Source organism: Bradyrhizobium sp. LM2.9 (assembly GCF_054056555.1).
In genome coordinates, this window is record NZ_JBSRYJ010000002.1 from 7,106,870 (window position 1) to 7,123,149 (window position 16,280).

The 16,280-nt window shown below is 62.0% G+C and carries 12 protein-coding genes and 7 pseudogenes; 14 read left to right on the forward strand and 5 right to left on the reverse strand.

The window, feature by feature from the left end; genetic code table 11:
• Positions 1-298: 298 nt before the first annotated feature.
• From ACVWW3_RS36195 to ACVWW3_RS36215, 5 genes and pseudogenes are all read left to right on the forward strand, one after another.
• Positions 299-1,256, forward strand: a pseudogene (locus tag ACVWW3_RS36195) (ArdC family protein).
• Between the two features lie 276 nt (positions 1,257-1,532).
• Positions 1,533-2,783, forward strand: a pseudogene (locus ACVWW3_RS36200) (strawberry notch family protein); the annotation flags it as partial.
• A gap of 137 nt (positions 2,784-2,920) precedes the next feature.
• Complete coding sequence (locus tag ACVWW3_RS36205; RefSeq protein WP_456651516.1) at positions 2,921-3,982, forward strand: DUF7146 domain-containing protein; 1,062 nt, start codon at positions 2,921-2,923, stop codon at positions 3,980-3,982.
• Between the two features lie 332 nt (positions 3,983-4,314).
• A complete protein-coding gene (locus ACVWW3_RS36210) occupies positions 4,315-5,229 on the forward strand; it encodes a DUF2493 domain-containing protein (RefSeq protein WP_456651515.1) in 915 nt (304 codons plus the stop codon).
• 135 nt (positions 5,230-5,364) lie between these two features.
• Positions 5,365-5,877 carry a hypothetical protein gene (locus ACVWW3_RS36215; RefSeq protein ID WP_456652148.1) on the forward strand — a complete coding sequence of 171 codons (513 nt, stop codon included), beginning with the start codon at positions 5,365-5,367 and terminating at the stop codon, positions 5,875-5,877.
• Here ACVWW3_RS36215 and ACVWW3_RS36220 read toward each other — a convergent pair.
• Positions 5,826-5,974 (reverse strand): annotated as a pseudogene (locus ACVWW3_RS36220) (DUF736 family protein); the annotation flags it as partial. The gene ACVWW3_RS36215 and the pseudogene ACVWW3_RS36220 sit on opposite strands and share 52 nt — an antisense overlap.
• Before the next feature lie 417 nt (positions 5,975-6,391).
• Between ACVWW3_RS36220 and ACVWW3_RS36225 the strand changes: the two are divergent.
• Positions 6,392-6,712, forward strand: a complete 321-nt coding sequence (locus tag ACVWW3_RS36225) for a DUF736 domain-containing protein (RefSeq protein WP_456651514.1) — start codon at positions 6,392-6,394, stop codon at positions 6,710-6,712.
• Between the two features lie 315 nt (positions 6,713-7,027).
• Positions 7,028-7,286: pseudogene (locus tag ACVWW3_RS36230) on the forward strand (transposase); the annotation flags it as partial.
• A gap of 2 nt (positions 7,287-7,288) precedes the next feature.
• Here the strand turns inward: ACVWW3_RS36230 and ACVWW3_RS36235 are convergent.
• Positions 7,289-8,672 (reverse strand): annotated as a pseudogene (locus ACVWW3_RS36235) (IS110 family RNA-guided transposase).
• 211 nt (positions 8,673-8,883) lie between these two features.
• Here ACVWW3_RS36235 and ACVWW3_RS36240 point away from each other — a divergent pair.
• Positions 8,884-9,745, forward strand: a pseudogene (locus tag ACVWW3_RS36240) (IS3 family transposase); the annotation flags it as partial.
• On the opposite strand, the gene ACVWW3_RS36245 reads toward ACVWW3_RS36240, so the two are convergent.
• On the reverse strand, positions 9,715-9,987 hold the full coding sequence (locus tag ACVWW3_RS36245) for a hypothetical protein (protein WP_456672320.1): 273 nt from the start codon (positions 9,985-9,987) through the stop codon (positions 9,715-9,717). The pseudogene ACVWW3_RS36240 and the gene ACVWW3_RS36245 sit on opposite strands and share 31 nt — an antisense overlap.
• Positions 9,968-11,785 (reverse strand): recombinase family protein, encoded by a 1,818-nt coding sequence (locus ACVWW3_RS36250; protein ID WP_456672321.1) that lies wholly within the window; start codon positions 11,783-11,785, stop codon positions 9,968-9,970. Before ACVWW3_RS36250 ends, ACVWW3_RS36245 begins: the two co-directional genes overlap by 20 nt.
• Before the next feature lie 1,174 nt (positions 11,786-12,959).
• On the opposite strand from ACVWW3_RS36250, the gene ACVWW3_RS36255 reads away from it, so the two are divergent.
• Complete coding sequence (locus tag ACVWW3_RS36255) at positions 12,960-13,100, forward strand: hypothetical protein (RefSeq protein ID WP_456651512.1); 141 nt, start codon at positions 12,960-12,962, stop codon at positions 13,098-13,100.
• A 229-nt stretch (positions 13,101-13,329) separates the two neighbouring features.
• On the opposite strand, the gene ACVWW3_RS36260 is transcribed toward ACVWW3_RS36255, so the two are convergent.
• Complete coding sequence (locus ACVWW3_RS36260) at positions 13,330-13,581, reverse strand: helix-turn-helix domain-containing protein (protein ID WP_247356711.1); 252 nt, start codon at positions 13,579-13,581, stop codon at positions 13,330-13,332.
• A gap of 161 nt (positions 13,582-13,742) precedes the next feature.
• On the opposite strand from ACVWW3_RS36260, the gene ACVWW3_RS36265 reads away from it, so the two are divergent.
• The 5 genes and pseudogenes from ACVWW3_RS36265 to ACVWW3_RS36285 all read left to right on the forward strand — a co-directional run bounded on the left by ACVWW3_RS36265 (position 13,743) and on the right by ACVWW3_RS36285 (position 16,217).
• Entirely contained in the window at positions 13,743-14,021 is a 279-nt protein-coding gene (locus tag ACVWW3_RS36265; RefSeq protein ID WP_456652113.1) for a DNA -binding domain-containing protein, read from the forward strand.
• Between the two features lie 223 nt (positions 14,022-14,244).
• Positions 14,245-14,376: a transcriptional regulator domain-containing protein gene (locus ACVWW3_RS36270; RefSeq protein ID WP_456672440.1), complete on the forward strand. Its 132-nt coding sequence runs from the start codon at positions 14,245-14,247 to the stop codon at positions 14,374-14,376.
• Positions 14,377-14,542: 166 nt separating this feature from the next.
• Positions 14,543-14,953: a DUF2285 domain-containing protein gene (locus tag ACVWW3_RS36275; RefSeq protein ID WP_456651510.1), complete on the forward strand. Its 411-nt coding sequence runs from the start codon at positions 14,543-14,545 to the stop codon at positions 14,951-14,953.
• 123 nt (positions 14,954-15,076) lie between these two features.
• Entirely contained in the window at positions 15,077-15,355 is a 279-nt protein-coding gene (locus ACVWW3_RS36280) for a helix-turn-helix transcriptional regulator (protein WP_148742779.1), read from the forward strand.
• A gap of 3 nt (positions 15,356-15,358) precedes the next feature.
• Positions 15,359-16,217, forward strand: a pseudogene (locus ACVWW3_RS36285) (replication initiator protein A).
• Positions 16,218-16,280 lie beyond the last annotated feature (63 nt).

A 16,280-nucleotide genomic window follows, 5' to 3' on the forward strand; every position in this document is an offset into this window, starting at 1 on the left:
GCCGCTGTTAACCGGTCTCGTCGCTGCACTCGGACCCGCGTGCCCCTTCGGGTCGCTATGCTCACGCTCTCCGGGTGCCATTTTCCGCTGAGGCGATGCGCCATTGGCGCACGCCAGGTCAGGGCCTGCGGCCCTGATCTCGATGCCAAGCCCCAAGACGAATCGGACCGAAGCCGGGCCGCCCCCTAGATTTCGCACTCTCTCGCGGAGAGGCTGAGAGTAAGAGTTTCGCGCGGTTTTGCCGTGACGGGTTACGGGCTGCGAGAGAGGCTCGCGGCGCCCGTCGCGGAGATCCGCGATGTCCAGACATTATCCTCGGGCACGATCCGGTGAGGACCGGGCGAACCTTTATGACGAAATCACCAACAAGATCAACGCCGAGCTTGAGGCCGGCCGCGCGCCGTGGGTGCAGCCATGGGGCACGGCGGCGGCGAAGACGCCTCTGGCCCTGCCAAAAAGTGCCGCGACCGGCCGCCAATATAGCGGGATTAACATCCTAATTCTCTGGGGAGCCGCCACTGAGCGCGCATTCACAGGTCAGAGCTGGCTGACATTTCGCCAGGCGCTGTCGCTCGGCGGTCACGTCCGCAAGGGCGAGCGCGGCACGACCGTCGTCTATGCCGACCGCTTTGTGCCGGTCGACGAGAAGCGGCGGGCGAGCGAAACGGGTGACGAAGCGCAGGCCATCGCATTCCTGAAGCGGTTCACGGTCTTTAATACTGATCAATGCGACGACCTGCCTTCGGAGATCACGACGACGGCGCCGCCTCCGCCGCCAGGCCTGATCGAGCCCCGGGTCGAAAAGCTCATCAAGGCCACTGGCATCGACTTCCGGATGGGCGGCAATCGCGCATTCTATGTGCCGGCAGAGGACTACGTGCAGGTGCCGCCACCGCAAGCCTATTTTGAGCCGATCAATTGGCATCGAACGGCCTTGCATGAATTAGCACATGCCAGTGGTCATCCATCACGTCTCAACCGCGACTTGTCAGGCGGCTACGGTACCAAGAAGTATGCTTTTGAAGAGTTGATCGCGGAGATATCGGCTGCGTTCAGTTGCGGCGTCGCTCGGTATCGTACCGACCGTGCGGCATGCCGACTATATCGCCTCCTGGCTTGAAGTGCTGCGCGAAGACAATCGTGCGATTGTTCGCGCCGCCTCCCATGCCAGCAAAGTTGCAGATTATCTGCTTGGCTTTCTGCCGGAGTCCGTTGTTGACGTGACGACCGAGGGAGCGGAGCAGGAGGCAGCGTGAAGATCTCGCCGGTCGCTTCGGAAACGAGAGTGAGAGAGGAGATGCGGTTTTCGCGACGGGTTGGAGGCCGAGAGAGAGGCTCCCGGCCGCCCGTCGTGGAGAATCGAGATGACGAAGGCTGTCCAGAAGATCACCCTGTCGCCCTCACGGAACATTCCGTTCAACAAACTTGTGCTCAGCCAGTCGAACGTGCGGCGGGTGAAGGCAGGCGTTTCGATCGAGCAGCTCGCGGAAAGCATCACCCAGCGGACGCTCCTGCAAAGTCTCAATGTGCGGGCGGTTGGCATCCTGTCCGATGCCCAGCTTGAAAGCGTCATCTATGCCGGCGAGGCGCATTCCAAGTTTCTAGCGGGCTCCTGGACCGTGGATGCGACCTTTGATGTTGTGGCGGCCGCACGCGACGATGCCGATAATGCCGTCCGCTTTCGCCGGGGCTGGTTCCTGGGCGACGGCACCGGTGCGGGCAAGGGGCGGCAGGTCGCCGGCATCCTGCGCGACAACTGGCTCAAGGGCCGCCGCCGCGCCGTCTGGATCAGTAAGTCCGACAAGCTGATCGAAGACGCGCAGCGCGACTGGTCCGCGCTCGGCATGGAGCGATTGCTCGTGACGCCGCTGTCTCGGTTTCGCCAGGGCACAGCGATCAGGCTCTCGGAAGGCGTCCTATTTACCACCTACGCTACGCTGCGAACCGACGAACGCGGCGAAAAGCTTTCGCGCGTTCGGCAGATCGTCGAATGGTTGGGCTCCGACTTCGACGGAGTGATTGTCTTCGACGAGAGCCACGCGATGCAGAACGCGGCAGGCCAGAAGGGCGAGCGCGGCGACCTCAAGGCGATTGCTTGCAATCGTCCGGGGGCGGCCTCCCAGCAGGGGCGTGCGGGGCTGAGGCTCCAGCACGCCTTGCCGAATGCTCGCGTCGTCTATGTGTCGGCAACCGGTGCCACCACCGTGCACAATCTGGCCTACGCTCAGCGGTTGGATTTGTGGGGAGGTACCGATTTCCCGTTCGCCACCCGCGCCGAGTTCGTCGAGGCCATCGAGGAGGGCGGCGTCGCCGCGATGGAGGTGCTTGCGCGCGACCTCAAGGCGCTCGGGCTCTACGCGGCCCGCTCGCTCTCTTACGAGGGCGTCGCGTACGAGCTCGTCGAGCATCAGCTCACGCCCGAGCAGGTTCGCATCTACGACGCCTATGCCGGGGCGTTCAGCGTCATCCATAACAATGTCGATGCGGCAATGCGGGCCGCGAACATCACCGGAGAGACCGGTACGCTAAACGGTCAGGCCAAATCGGCCGCGCGATCTGCCTTCGAAAGCGCCAAGCAGCGCTTCTTCGGGCACTTGCTGACCTCGATGAAGACGCCGACGCTGATCCGCTCGATCGAGCGCGATCTTGATGCGGGCCACGCCGCTGTCATCCGGATCGTCTCGACTGGCGAGGCGCTGATGGAGCGGCGGCTCGCCGAGATTTCGACGGAGGAGTGGGGCGAGGTCCAGGTCGACATCACCCCACGCGAATATGTCCTCGACTCTGACGGTCTCTTCGGAGAGATCATCTCCTGGAAGCTGCGCATGTTCGTGCCCATGGACGCGAGCGGTGTCGAGATCCTGTCGAAGGTGCTCGACCGCTATCCAGTCGAGCGCGCCAGTGAGCGGGAGGCAGCCTGATGCTACGCGAGCCTTGCGAACTGGCACGCCGCCTCGCGCGCGAGGCCGAGGCGGTGTGCCGACACTATCTCTCCAACGGCAAGCGGGCGGGACAGTACTGGGTGGTCGGCGACGTCCACAACACCCCGGGCCGCTCGTTGTTTGTGCGGCTTAAGGAATCACCGAAGGGCTCCGCCGGAAAATGGACTGACGCCGCAACCGGCGAACATGGCGATCTCCTCGACGTCATTCGCGAGACCTGCGGTTTGCGTGACTTCCGCGAAGTCGCCGAGGAGGCGAGGCGGTTTCTGAGGCTGCTTCGGAGTGAACCGGCGCTCGTCTCAAAGCCCATCGGTCCGGCAGTACCTACCGGATCACAAGAGGCCGCCCGTCGGCTCTTTGCGATGTCCAGCCCGATCCACGGGACCGTGGTTGAGACATATCTGGAGCGCCGTGGGATCACCCGCGTACATCATGGTGGCAGCTTACGCTTCCATCCACGCTGCTACTATCGGCCGGACGACCATCTGCCGACCCAGACCTGGCCGGCGATGATTGCCGGCGTCACGGATCTCGATGGTCGGATCACCGGCGTGCACCGCACTTGGCTCGACCCGGACGGCTTTGATCGCGTGCGGCTCGGCAAGGCCCCGGTCGATACCCCACGACGCGCGATGGGCGATCTGCTCGGCAACGCCGTTCGGTTCGGCGTGGTCGATGACGTGCTCGCTGCCGGCGAGGGTATCGAGACCATGCTTTCGCTACGCTACCTGCTGCCGACTATGCCGATGGCGGCACCGCTTTCGGCTAATCACCTCTGCGCCATGACGCTGCCGTCTAGCCTGCGCCGGCTCTACATTGCGCGCGATGCCGATGCCGCCGGTGATGCGGTGCTGGCAACTCTCAGCCAGCGCGCAGCAGACGCCGGCATTGAAGCGGTCGTGCTGTCGCCCCGGCTGGGTGACTTCAACGAAGATCTGCATGTCTTCGGTCTCGAAGCCCTCCGAGCAGCGCTGCGGCTTCAGCTTGTGCCAGAGGATGTCGTTCGCTTCCTGCATTCGTCGACCGTGGCCGCGGAATAGCTCCCGGTCTTTGATCGACGTTGATAGGCCGGTCATAGGCGAGGCCAATACCGGAAGGGGACGCGACCTCGGCCTTCTACCGGGGGCGATCGGACGGCAGCCGGCCCGGGCCGGCAATGGCTGCGTCCGGCTATTTTCCGCCGCGCGCCAGCGATGTGAAGACACATCATGCAGTTGGCCGCGCGCTTTGCATCGCGAAGCAAAATAGCCGGCCTCCGCCATCCTTCGCTGTCGCTTCGGCCCTGTCGGGTTCTGGCCCGTTCCGCCTGCCGTCAGAGGATCGCCACGAAGGCCGCGATGGTCGCGGCCGATCCGGCAAAGGACCTCTTCTCATGACTGACATCGAACCGCCGCACGCCTCGTCTCCGACCGACCACATCCTCACCGAATTACAGCTCTTCGGCTTTCGTCCCTTCGACGACCAGCCCGATCCAAGACCACTCCCGGAGGGCAAGATGATCATCGGCGCCGTAGTCGATATCTTCGACGCCCTGGTTGCGACCCTGAACGACACGCGGCTTGAGCCGGACCTTGACGATCTGCTCTGGTCGACCGTCAACCTGTTCCACCGTGCCGTCGATCGCATCGAACGGCAGCTCGATGAAAACGAGCAGGCGCAGCAGAAGAGCCAACGTGAGCAGAACGGCTCGGAAGTGCGATCAGTGGAACTCGAGCGCTTGACCGCCGAGGGCCTCACGCTGATCGAGCGCCGCAATTGCCTGGAACTGTTCCGGGATCAGGCCATCGAGCGATTTGAGGTCCACACCGGCTCAGCTTGGCGTCCTCGGTCGGGATCATTGGTCAATCACCGAACGCTCACCGCGGCAATGATCGACTCCCGCGACTTCATCGCCGCCAAGCGTCGTTCCGAGACTGAGGTCATGTTGCCAACAGGACCGAAAATTGCACTCACCGGTGGGCTCGACTTCAATGACCACCACCTTATCTGGGATCGCCTCGACAAGGTTCATGCAAAGCACCCCGACATGGTCCTCCTCCATGGCGGCTCCCCGAAAGGCGCTGAACTGATCGCCTCGAAATGGGCGACCAATCGCAAGGTGCCACAGATCGCCTTCAAGCCCGATTGGACGAAACACGCTAAGGCGGCCCCGTTCAAGCGCAACGACGCTCTCCTCGAGCTTCTGCCGATCGGCGTCATGCATTTCCCGGGCACGGGAATTCAGGACAATCTCGCTGACAAGGCGAAGCGGCTCGGCATCCCCGTCTGGAGGTTCGGTGGCGCATGAGCGCCGTCTCGCCTCGAAGACGCCAAGGCGGAGTTGCACGCCGCAACTTCGCCTCGTTTCGATTTTAGGTCCGAAGCCGCGCCGCGGTGGTGGTGGAAGGCGGGACCAGTACATGTATGCATTGGAGCCACCGCCGTGCTCGCGCTTGGGATTGTGCCCAACACACTCGGCATCGGTTTATTCTGCTGGCTGAGTTTTGCGCTGGTCTATGCCTTGCCGTGTTTCGTCTCACTCAGCATGGGGATGTTGGCATGCCGTGATGGCGCGAGCATCTTCGGCGCACTGCTCATCGGAATTGCTTCTGGCTCGCTGACGCTTGCCGCTGGTCAGGTCGCCGTCGCCGCTAGTTGGTCCTTGACTTTGCGCGTCGCGATCGCAGCCGTATTCGCGGTCCCTGCGGCAATCGCTGGCTATCATGTGGTGTTTGCCCTGTCGCAGATCGGGGGTGCCTTCGCTGGTTTGGCGCGAGGCCTTCGCTTGCCTAGGTACGGTTTGCATCGGCGGCACGGCATGGACACGCTTGAGAGTTTTGGCGAAGACCCGCCCGCTCGAGTCCGGTCGGGCGGTGGAGCGATCCCAGCCAGTTCTTACGGCCACTATCCGCAAGGGAAGACCCTTGCGTCTTCATCATCGAACAGGTTCGCGTAAATCGGTCCGTTGAACGAGGGATCAGCGGGACGCAAGCGGGGAGCCAGTCCTTCTCGGAGTGCCTTGACCAATCCGCGTCCATCTCGGCCCAACCCACGTAGCTGCAGCGGTGCGGCGTGCCCCTTGATCATTCCTTCGAAGAGGACACCGCCCTTTGCAACAGATTGTTTCTCTTTCTACGCCGGATCGTTCACCGCTCTTGTTCAGAAGAACCGAGATACGCCACGTCTTCTCCTTAAGATTGCGGTTCAGCACGCGACGCACGTGGCCTCCTTGATGGCTTGATCTGGCCGAAGACCGGCTGCGCCTCGATCGTCTGAGCCGCAACGCCGTTGATGCGACTTTCTTCCCCTGGGCTTCGCCCATTCCTCGCGAGACAAGAAAGTCGCCACAACGGCGTCCTCCGCTGCGCTCCGGCCCGCAGACCGCGGGTGCGTCGCCGATCGTCTTCGGCTTCAGATCGCCATCGAGGCCGCGGTGGTCGCGGGCTCGAAACGCAAACAGGAGAAGTAACATGGCTAACATCGGTTCGTTCAAGAAGGTCGGTAACGAGTTTCACGGCGAGATCGTCACCCTGAGCCTTCAGACCAAGGGCGTCCGCATCGTCGCCGAAACCAACCGCTCCAGCGACAACGCGCCCAGCCACCGCATCTACGTGGGCCGGGCGGAGATCGGGGCAGCCTGGTCGAAGCGCTCCGAGGAGGGCCGCGACTACCTCTCGCTCAAGCTCGACGATCCCTCATTCAACGGACCGATCTACGCGAACCTTTTCGATGACGAAGGCGGCGAGGGGTACACCCTGCTCTGGTCGCGGCCGCGCAAGAACGGCGAGTGAGACTCGCTCTAAAGCCCCGCCCGAGTTGATCGGGCGGGTTCCTTTTGGAGCCTAAAGTCGAAAACATCAACGCTGCCGCTGCATCGGAGCAGTCGATTTTTGTGAGTCGCGTTCTAGAGCTCGCAGTGCCGCTACCGATCTGGTGGTCATAAAGTCGCTCTTACGCAGCAGTGCTGTTTCTTCTTGGAATGTGGCTCGCCGGCTTGCGACGCTTAGGCGAAGTCCTTGAGAGCCGGCCTCGCAAATTTGAACAGGACGCTAAGTGGAGTTTCTGCCTGACGGCGGGCACGATAAGCCCGCGAATCAGGAGAGACGATGAACAGACGACCGCGCCGGAACCACACACCGGCCCTTCAAGGCGAAGGTGGCGCTTGCCGCCGTCAAGGGTGACCGGACGATAGCCCAACTGGCCGAACACTTTGATGTTCACCCCAATCAGATTACGGCCTGGAAGGCCCAGCTCGAAGGCGGGGCATCTGGCGTATTCGGCCCGGGCAGCGCTGCGTCGGCGGCGCCCGCGATCGACGTGAAGTCGCTGCACGCCAAGATCGGAGAGCTGACGCTGGAGAACGATTCCTAAGAAACGGCAGCACCAGCTTTCGGCTCCACGGGCTGGAGAACAAACCCGAATGCCTTGGCACGCCGATGCAGATTGTTGACGACTCGCGTGCGGTAGCGCGTCTCGTAGGATGAGGCCCCCGGATCGACATACTCCATTCCGTGTCGCACCGCGTTGTAGAACAGGACTGCGATCTTGCGGGCCGTGGCGGTCACCGCCTTGGCCTTGCCGATGCGGGACGAGAGGCGCCTGTAAAAGGCGCCGAGCGCGGTGTCAGTGCGTCCGACGGTGACGGCAGCGAGGCGCAGAAGAGCCGCGGCCCGACCGCCGGATCGGCGTGTTCGTGACGAGAGCACTTTGCCGCCGGAGATCTTATTGCTCGGAGCCAACCCCAGCCAGGAGGTAAAATGCCTTGCACTTGGCCATGAGGTAAGGTCGTCGCCGCATTCCGCGATCAACTTCAGCGAAAGGTAAGGGCCGAGGCCGTCGATCATAGTGATGTCCTTTCCGAGCAACACGAACAGCGCCGCCCGGACGTCGAAAGCCAGAGCGTTCGCCTGATCGGTTCTGTTCCTACGCCGCGAGACTGGCGGTGCTGATCCATGATCACGGCCCCTGTGGGTGCTGAGTTCCTTCAACACAGCTTCGATCCGGACATCGCAGGCAGATGCCTTCTCGCGATAGGCGTCGTAAAGGGCGAGTGCCTGATCGAGCGCAAACAGATGCTCGGCACGGTAGCTACCGGCGAGCGCCTTCGCGATCGTCTCGGCGCTGGAGTGGCAGCTGTAATGGCGTAAGCACGCCAGCGCCTCAGGGTCGCGCTCGCCGGCAAGGATCGCGCGAATGATGCCCAGGCCGGTCGCACCGGTGATGTCGGCCACAACGTGGTGGAGTTGAAGATTCATCTCAGTCAATGCTTTCTGCATATGCTGGATGTGTGAAGCCGCGTACTCCAGCAGACGCTCCCGCTGACGCACGTAGGCTCGCAGTTCGGCAATCTGCCCTTTGGGTCGAAAGCTGGCTCGCAGCAACCCGAACGAATGGAGCCGCTGCAGCCACTGCGCGTCGCTGACATCGGTCTTGCGCCCCGGCACGTGCTTGGCATCGCGCGCGTTGACAAGAAACACAGTGAACCCCCGTGCATCGAGAAGCTCGAAAATCGGGATCCAGTAGACACTGGTCGATTCCATGACGACGGTCTCGACGCCGCATTTCTGTAAACCAGTCGACCAGCCGATGCAGATCAGCCGTGAAGGTACCAAAGCTGCGTACTGGCTCAGGTGCGCGATCTGCCCTGACGGCAGCCATGTGCATGGTCGCGCCAATGTCGATGGCAGCCGCGTTCGGGTGCACCATGGGCATCGTGCGGTCGGCCCTGGATTTCGATTTGTTGCGGTTCATCTCCAATCCTCCTGCTGACACGGCGGAAGGGCTGGGCTGCGCAATTTATTCAGATTCCTAAACGGGATCGCCGGGACGGCGTCACCACTCTCACGTACGCAACAGCCCATGGACCAGGTTTTTTAGCGGGGCAGAATCATATCGGCCGCTCCCTTCCGGCCGCAGTCTAGCGGCAATGCGTTTCTATCCCACAGGGAGCGAGCAGCGCTGAGACCAGTTTTTTAGAAGGAGCGCTCACCAAGGCGGGATTGCTGAGCGCAAAGCGATGATCGACCGTGAGCACGATCTGTCGATCACCAAGCAGGCTGAGGTTCTGCGGATCAGCCGGGGCAGCGTCTATTACCTGCCGCGCCCAGTGCCGGACGCCGATCTCGCGATCATGCGGCGTCTCGACTGGCTACATCTGGAGTATCCCTTCGCCGGTTCGCGTATGCTGCGTGGCCTGCTGGCTTTGCAAGGGTGCAAGGTCGGCCGCCGGCATGTGAAGACGCTCATGCGGCGGATGGGGATAGAAGCGCTCTATCGCCGCCCCCGCACCACCAAGCCTGAGCCCGGCCACAAGATCTATCCCTATCTGCTGCGCGGCATGGAGATCACGCGGCCGAACCAAGTCTGGGCGATGGACATCACCTACATTCCGATGGCGCGCGGCTTCGTCTATCTCGCCGTCGTACTCGATTGGGCGACCCGCCGGGTTCTGTCGTGGCGTCTGTCGATCACGATGGAGGCGGCCTTCTGCGTCGAGACGCTCGAGGATGCTCTGGCACGTCACGGCAAGCCGGAGATATTCAACACCGATCAAGGCTCGCAGTTCACCGACACGGACTTTACCGGACTTTACCGGCCTACTCGCCAGCAACGGCATTGCCATCAGCATGGATGGCAAAGGCGCCTGGCGTGACAACGTGTTCGTTGAGCGATTGTGGCGCAGCGTCAAATACGAGGAGGTATACCTGAGGGCCTACAACAACGTCAGCGAGGCTCGTGCCTCGATCGGCCGATACCTCGATTTCTACAACCGCGCATCAGAACACCCATCTGTCTATGTTGTTGTAGAGAAGAGACTTTGCTGATTGGGATGCGATCCCGTGGGGTATCTTGGGTTCTGTCGCGCTCGTTCGGCGATAGATTGAGCGGCAGTTGTTATCAGCGAGGCGCGGGCGAAGATCCACGGGCCGTCCGATAGCGGATGGAAGGCTTCGATTTCGCCGGCTTCAGCGGCCAGCCGGAGCGTCTTGGGCGCGATCTTCAGGAGCTTTGCGGCGTTGCTAAGGTTGAGCCAGGGTTCGATCCCGTCATCGGCGGGCTTGAACACCGGGAGGTGGTAGCTCGAGCGCATTGATGTGACGCGCTCGCGGGTCCAGCGATTGCCGTTGCCTGTCTTGAGGCCGTTTTCGGTTGAGGAGGCCGGCAATCAGATCGTCGCTGGCGATCAGCACCAGTTGACGCACGGCTTGGATAATATCGGCAGAGGTGCTGTTGCGCTGTCCGCGCCGGCGCTTGGGCAAGCGCAACTCGCTGTGGGCACCACCCACCCAGTGGACGATGAGAACGATCTCGGAAGCCGCGTCGTCGATATCGGCCACGACCTCATGGACGAGGGTGCGTACAATGCGCTTCTTGAGGCGAGCATCCGTCGTCGGCGCATCCCAGACCGTTTTGAGGTTCGAGGCAAGAACGCTGAGCGAAGCTGGATCAGCAATGGGCGCGGACGTCACTGCATCATGCATGGCGATCTTGCCCTCGACCTCCGCCACGTGAGCGAGCGCCCTGTTCCAGCGCGCTTCCAGCTCACTCGCCACCAGCCGGTTCGCGGGGTCAGCGGCATCGTATTGCCGGAAAGCCCTGTCGGCGGCATAGCGCGCCGCCTCGAGGTCGCGATTGAGAGCATCGCGCACCTGATCGCGGCGTTCCCTGGCTCCCTTGGCGGCAGCGGTTGCAGCGGCGATAGCGCCTGGGCCGACAACGCCAAGCAGTGCTTCCTCTATTGCATCATCGACGCGCAATCCTCCGAAGGCGATGCAGTGAGGGCCGCCATTGTCCATCCAAGCGCGGCTGCAGCTGTAGCGCGGGATATGGTGCTTCATGCCTGAGTACCGGAGTGTGAGCTTGCGGCCGCAGCGCTTGCACCGGATCAGACCGGCCAGCAGCGCGTCTCCATGCTTGGGCGCGCCGTGATGCCGACCAGTGGGAACGTTGCTGCTGACCATCGCGCGGATCGCCTCGAACCTCTCCCAGCTCACATACCCGTCGTGGGTATTAGGCTTCAACGTCAACCATTCGTTCCGCGTCTTGCGGCGGATCTTCACGGTCACGCCCTCGGCGGTGTATCCCGCCGCCACAGCCGTCTTACCATAGGCATAGGCGCCGCCGTAGACCGGGTTCTCAATGATCCGGTGGATGGCGGAGTAACTCGGTCGCCGCCAGGCTGTGTCGCCGTTGGACTGTTTCACCGGCAGATCGAGATTGTACTCGTGGAGCCAGCAGAGCGCCTGTCGCGCGCTGCCCAGTTCCTCGACCTTGTCGAACACCAGCTGGATCGCTTCCTGGACGCGCTGATCCGGATCTTTCTCATAGCGGTCGCCGGCCTTCACGAAGCCGACGGGCGCCGCCACAACCAACTCGCCCCGGCGCGCCTTCTCGTAGCGGGCCGAGAGCGAGCGTTGGCGCAACAGATCCAGTTCGTACTCGTTGAGGCTGCCCTTGAGCCCGAGCAGCAGGCGGTCGTTGCCGTGCCTTGGCGCATAGATTGTCTCCTGATCGACCAGAACGGTATCGACCACGCGGCACATCTCGATGAGTTGCTGCCAATCCCGGCTGTTGCGGGCGAAGCGCGAGACCTCGCGGGCGCAAACCGCACCAACCTTACCGAGGCAAACCTCCGCTACCATTCGCTCGAAACCGGCGCGTTGTACCCCGCCGGCGGCTGAGCGACCGAGATCATCATCGATCACTTCAATCTCTGACCACCCGAGCGCCGTCAGCCGGTCCCGCATGGCGTATTGCAACGCGCTGCTCTCGCGATTGTGCAATACCTGATGTGCCGAGGATTGACGCACGTAAAGAATCGCCTTGCGCTCCAGACGATGAGGCCTGACCTTGTCAGAGATCATGACCGACCTCCTTCGCGGGCGGCGTCGCTGTCATCGCAGCATGGTCGTCAACTGCGTCATCAGGCTTGTGAGGGCCGCCCGAGCTTCCGCCGGCAGCTCCAGCCATGCTGGTGCGCCGATGGCGCCGTTCGAAAGGCCGCTCCCGAACAGATCCATCTGCTGCCGCGGCCGCGGTTGTCGATTGTGTCGGTATCCGCTCCCTGGCATTGCCGTCTGCCGTGACATGAGTCGCTCCCCGATTCTGGCCGTGAGAGCCTCTGGATGCGCCAGAAAGCGGGGCAGCTGATGGCGTTCGATCCTTCAACGCTAGATCGAGAAGCGCAGAGAGCGCCGCAAGTGCGTCGATGCTGACAAACGGCCGAGCTGTCAAAGGCTCGGCGTCAGGGCATGCCGTCCGGTCGAACATCCATGCTGGAACCTCCAGCCAACGATCTGCTTGCGATCCATCCAGCGTGCAGCGGAAGGCGACATCGCCAGCCTTGTCGACGGCCCCATGAACGCAAACTCGGCAGCCAAACCAAGGATGATATCGATAAAGAACCTCGCGAAGAACAGTCCTGTGGGCGTTCTCAAACCTCGTTGTACAATGGTCACCGACCGCACCAAAGCCTTGACGACGCCACACCGGATCAAGCCTACTTCAACCAGCCGCCAGGCCGCTTGGCGGCCTAACCCAGGCAGACGCTCCACTTATCGACGCGGAGATTCTGTTCAGACAAACGGGACCGGCTCTTTCGGTGTCGTCGCTCCTCTGGGTGGCTGAACAGAGCCTTCAGCATAAGTGAACACCTAGCCTGTCGGCCAGCCAGTTGAGAAAGACTAGTTCTCCGGTTCACAGATTGCCTCTCGAGGCCACCCATATATGAGTGGTCACTGCCGACACTATAGGCACGTTGCTCGTGGGGCACCGAGGCCTTGCCGATGCTGGTGCCAGTCGTGCGGAGCGCGTCTGCCTCGCCGCTGCGCAACCGTCTGCTGATCTTGCATCGGGCAGCAACTGACAGGCACCCGATGGTTGATGGTGCTGTAGTGCGCATTCAGGGAGCGCAACATCACCTTTGGTTCAAAAAGGCGCTGCGGCCAGTGTCCCGAGCCACAAGTCTGCAATCGTAGATTTGCATTAGATTTGCGTCGCTGTGCCAAGATGGAGGATGTAGCAGGGACGGAGAATGTGATGGAGGTCCGGCAACTTGCCTCCCTGACATTGAGCGATGAAGTTCGTGCCGAACTGAAGTCGCTGACGACCCGGCGGAAGACGGCGCTGGTGCTGGCGCTGCGAGCGCGGATCGTGCTGACCTGCGCGGAAGGCTGTTAGGAACAAGGTAGTGGCGGCCAAGCTGGGCCTTGACGGGTCGACGTAGGTGGCGGCGTTTTGCGGAGCGGCGCGTGGACGGCTGCACGACGAGCCGCGCTCCGGGAAACGCGTACGGTCGAGAATGCCCGCATCGAACCCGGGGCGAAGGCTACACCCTGGGCGGAGCTTCGTGTTCGAGCCATGCAGCAACTGCCGAGCAACCGGAAACGAGCGTCTCGCCGAAGTCCTCTCATTTTTGCTTCGGCGTCTTGGTTCGCTCCTTGCAGAATTCCTCATCAGGCAACACGAGATCGACGTGGCTAACGCCTAATGTGCTCGCGAGTTCGAACAGCGTCACTACCGTGGGATTGCGCCGACCACGCTCTAAATCGCTGATGTATTGCTGAGTAAAGCCGGACGCCTCGGAGAACTTCTCCTGCGTGAAGCCTTTTTGCTTCCGGAACTTAGCGAAATTCCGCCCCACCAACTTGCGCATGTCCATCTGCGCAAGTTGCGTGTTTACATACTATGCGGTTTATCTCCTATAGTATGTATTCCCCAAGTGTGACCGCCTTGGGAGCGAGGCCAGCGGACTTTCAGCTAACGCCCGCTGAGCGTACCGTGGCTGCGGGCACTCTTATTGTTTTTCTTGCGAGATTCTTGATGCAAACACCGCCGCTCGACCCGGATGTCGCGGATTTGGCGCCCAACGATGCGGTGCTCACCTCCTATGACGAGCAGCATCTGGTGACCTACTGGCGCCTGCTCGATGCCGAGGCCGATGGCGCGGACTGGAAAGAAGTTGCCCTGATCGTGTTGCATATCGATCCGCACCGCGAACCGGCGCGAGCCCGCAATGCATTTGACAGCCATCTGGCGCGAGCAAAATGGATAGCAGACCACGGCTACCGCGACTTGCTTCGCGGCGGAGCCAATAAATAGCAAAGATTCTATCGTCTCGAATTCCAAATCGAGAACAGATTTCTTCCCGCTCAAAGCGTGATCGCCTGCGCGCATCGCGCAATGCACATTTGGTGACTTCCCCGACAACCCACGGCTTTATAGACATTTCGCGGCAATCGATTTACGGCAGGGGATCAGGGTAATGTCTGAGTTCGACTGGCGCTCACCCGAGGCGTATCGGCACGCCATCAAGTTGGCGGAGATGCCGGACTTCGCCTGGGAGTCACTCCGACGCAGTCCCAACTATCGAGCTTCCTTTCGGGAAGCTCGCTCGAAAGGCGGGCAGGCGAGGTCCGAATTCCGGAGGAGATGGGGCGTCTGCTTTCGCTCATGATCCGGAGCGGTCCTTTTACGAACAGACGATCTTCTGGGCGCCCGAGACCCTGCCAACCGTCGTTTCGGTTGTGCGCAGCGCGTCAGCACCACGAGCGATCGGCCTTCTACCGCTTGCCGATCTTGGATCGGCAAGCATCAGACAGGCATCTGACGGTTGGCATGCGGTGTTGCGGATTCAGGGGGCGCAACATCACCTGTGGCTGAAAGAGGCGCCGCAGCCGGGTTTCTCTTATGCGGCTGAACTGCCGCTCGACGACGATTACGAGATCCGCGTGCACGCTTCACGTCGGCTGTGGCGCGCTATCACCGGCCGCGCCCCGGGACCCCCCATCTATCAGCTTTCGGCGCAGCGACGCGAACGATTGGCCTTGGCGCTGCGCGCGCTCGATGGGCACTTGGATGGCGCTTCTTATCGGGTCATTGCCGAAGTGCTGTTCGGCCGAAAACGCATCCCCGAACGAGCCTGGAAAACTCACGAGCTGCGCAGCCGAACCATCCGCCTGGTGCAGGCCGGCTTGGCTCTGACGCGCGGCGGCTATCGCGCATTGCTGCGTCCTTCATCTCGCCGGGAGTAGAGCAGGGTGCCGAAAACCATCGGTCCATCTTCGGCATCCCCCTGAGCACTCCTACTCCGTCATGGTGACCGTCGACGTGCGACCGAACCCGGTCGCGCTCCAGACGACCACGGAGCCTCGCAAATGCCCGATCCGAACGCCGGTTTGCCGCCGCGCTATCTGCGCACGCCCGAGGCGGCGCGCTTTCTCGGACTGTCCGGCCGCACCCTGGAAAAGCACCGCACCTATGGCACAGGCCCGACCTACCGGAAGCTGGGCGGCCGCGTTGTGTATGCGCTCGAAGACCTGACGGCGTGGGTTGACCGCGGCGCCAAAACGTCCACCAGCGATCCTGGCGCAGGCACAGTCCTGCCCGCGAAACGGCACACACCGATTCCGTATGCGGGCAAGGAGCGGCGCTGACCCATGCTGGACAGCAACTCAACTGCAGCGAGGAGGCGGCGGTCAGAGCGCGACCAACTCGATCTGTTTCGCGCGCTTCCTGGCGATCTCGCTGCACGGGACGCGCAAGACTTGATGGCGTATCCGTTCTTTTCGCTAGCAAAGTCGAAACGGATCGTTCGGATCGACTTCCGCGCCGGCAGCATCACCATCCGTCTCGAAGCGGTGCCGGAACATGGCCTGGCCACGATCTGGGACGCGGACGTTCTGATCTGGGCTGCCTCACAGATTGTCCAGGCACGCGATGCCGGGTTGAAAACCTCGCGCCTGATGTCCACCACCCCCTACGAGATCCTGACCTTCGTCGGCTGCGGCACCAGCGTACGCGACTACGGCCGCCTCAAGGTTGCACTCGACCGATTGCAATCAACCAGCGTCTTGGCCTTAATCCGGCAACCGACAGAACGGTCGCGGCTTCGCTTTTCCTGGATAAACGAATGGAAACACACAAGCGGTATGCACGGGCGTGCCCGTGGGATTGAGTTGATCTTACCCGATTGGTTCTACACGGGCGTTCTAAACGAATCGCTCGTGCTGACCATTGACCGCGCGTATTTCGATCTGACCGGTGGACAGGAACGTTGGCTCTATCGCCTTGTCCGCAAGCACGGGGGTCATCAGCATGGGGGTTGGAGCTTCGGGCTCGCGCACTTGCATGCCAAGTCCGGGAGCCTCTCACCGCTGAAGCACTTTGCCGGGCTATCGGCTGGCTATCACACACGACCTGAATGGCGAAGGACGATTGAATTTCGCACTCGTCCCGATGGACTCGCCCACGCAGCGATTGCGAAAGCGTGGCCTTATCAGCCCTGCGGGGGACTAGCTGTGAATTCGCTCGTGTCATCAGGAGCTGGAAGACTCGTGCCATCGGGGACCCGATCCGCAT

Bases quoted from the DNA above. Each gene is read 5' to 3' on its own strand.
- ACVWW3_RS36205 (WP_456651516.1), top strand. From the start codon at position 2,921: ATGCTACGCGAGCCTTGCGAACTGGCACGCCGCCTCGCGCGCGAGGCC.
- ACVWW3_RS36210 (WP_456651515.1), top strand. From the start codon at position 4,315: ATGACTGACATCGAACCGCCGCACGCCTCGTCTCCGACCGACCACATC.
- ACVWW3_RS36225 (WP_456651514.1), top strand. From the start codon at position 6,392: ATGGCTAACATCGGTTCGTTCAAGAAGGTCGGTAACGAGTTTCACGGC.
- ACVWW3_RS36250 (WP_456672321.1), bottom strand. From the start codon at position 11,785: ATGATCTCTGACAAGGTCAGGCCTCATCGTCTGGAGCGCAAGGCGATT.
- ACVWW3_RS36255 (WP_456651512.1), top strand. From the start codon at position 12,960: ATGGAGGTCCGGCAACTTGCCTCCCTGACATTGAGCGATGAAGTTCGT.
- ACVWW3_RS36260 (WP_247356711.1), bottom strand. From the start codon at position 13,581: ATGGACATGCGCAAGTTGGTGGGGCGGAATTTCGCTAAGTTCCGGAAG.
- ACVWW3_RS36265 (WP_456652113.1), top strand. From the start codon at position 13,743: ATGCAAACACCGCCGCTCGACCCGGATGTCGCGGATTTGGCGCCCAAC.
- ACVWW3_RS36270 (WP_456672440.1), top strand. From the start codon at position 14,245: ATGCCGGACTTCGCCTGGGAGTCACTCCGACGCAGTCCCAACTATCGA.
- ACVWW3_RS36280 (WP_148742779.1), top strand. From the start codon at position 15,077: ATGCCCGATCCGAACGCCGGTTTGCCGCCGCGCTATCTGCGCACGCCC.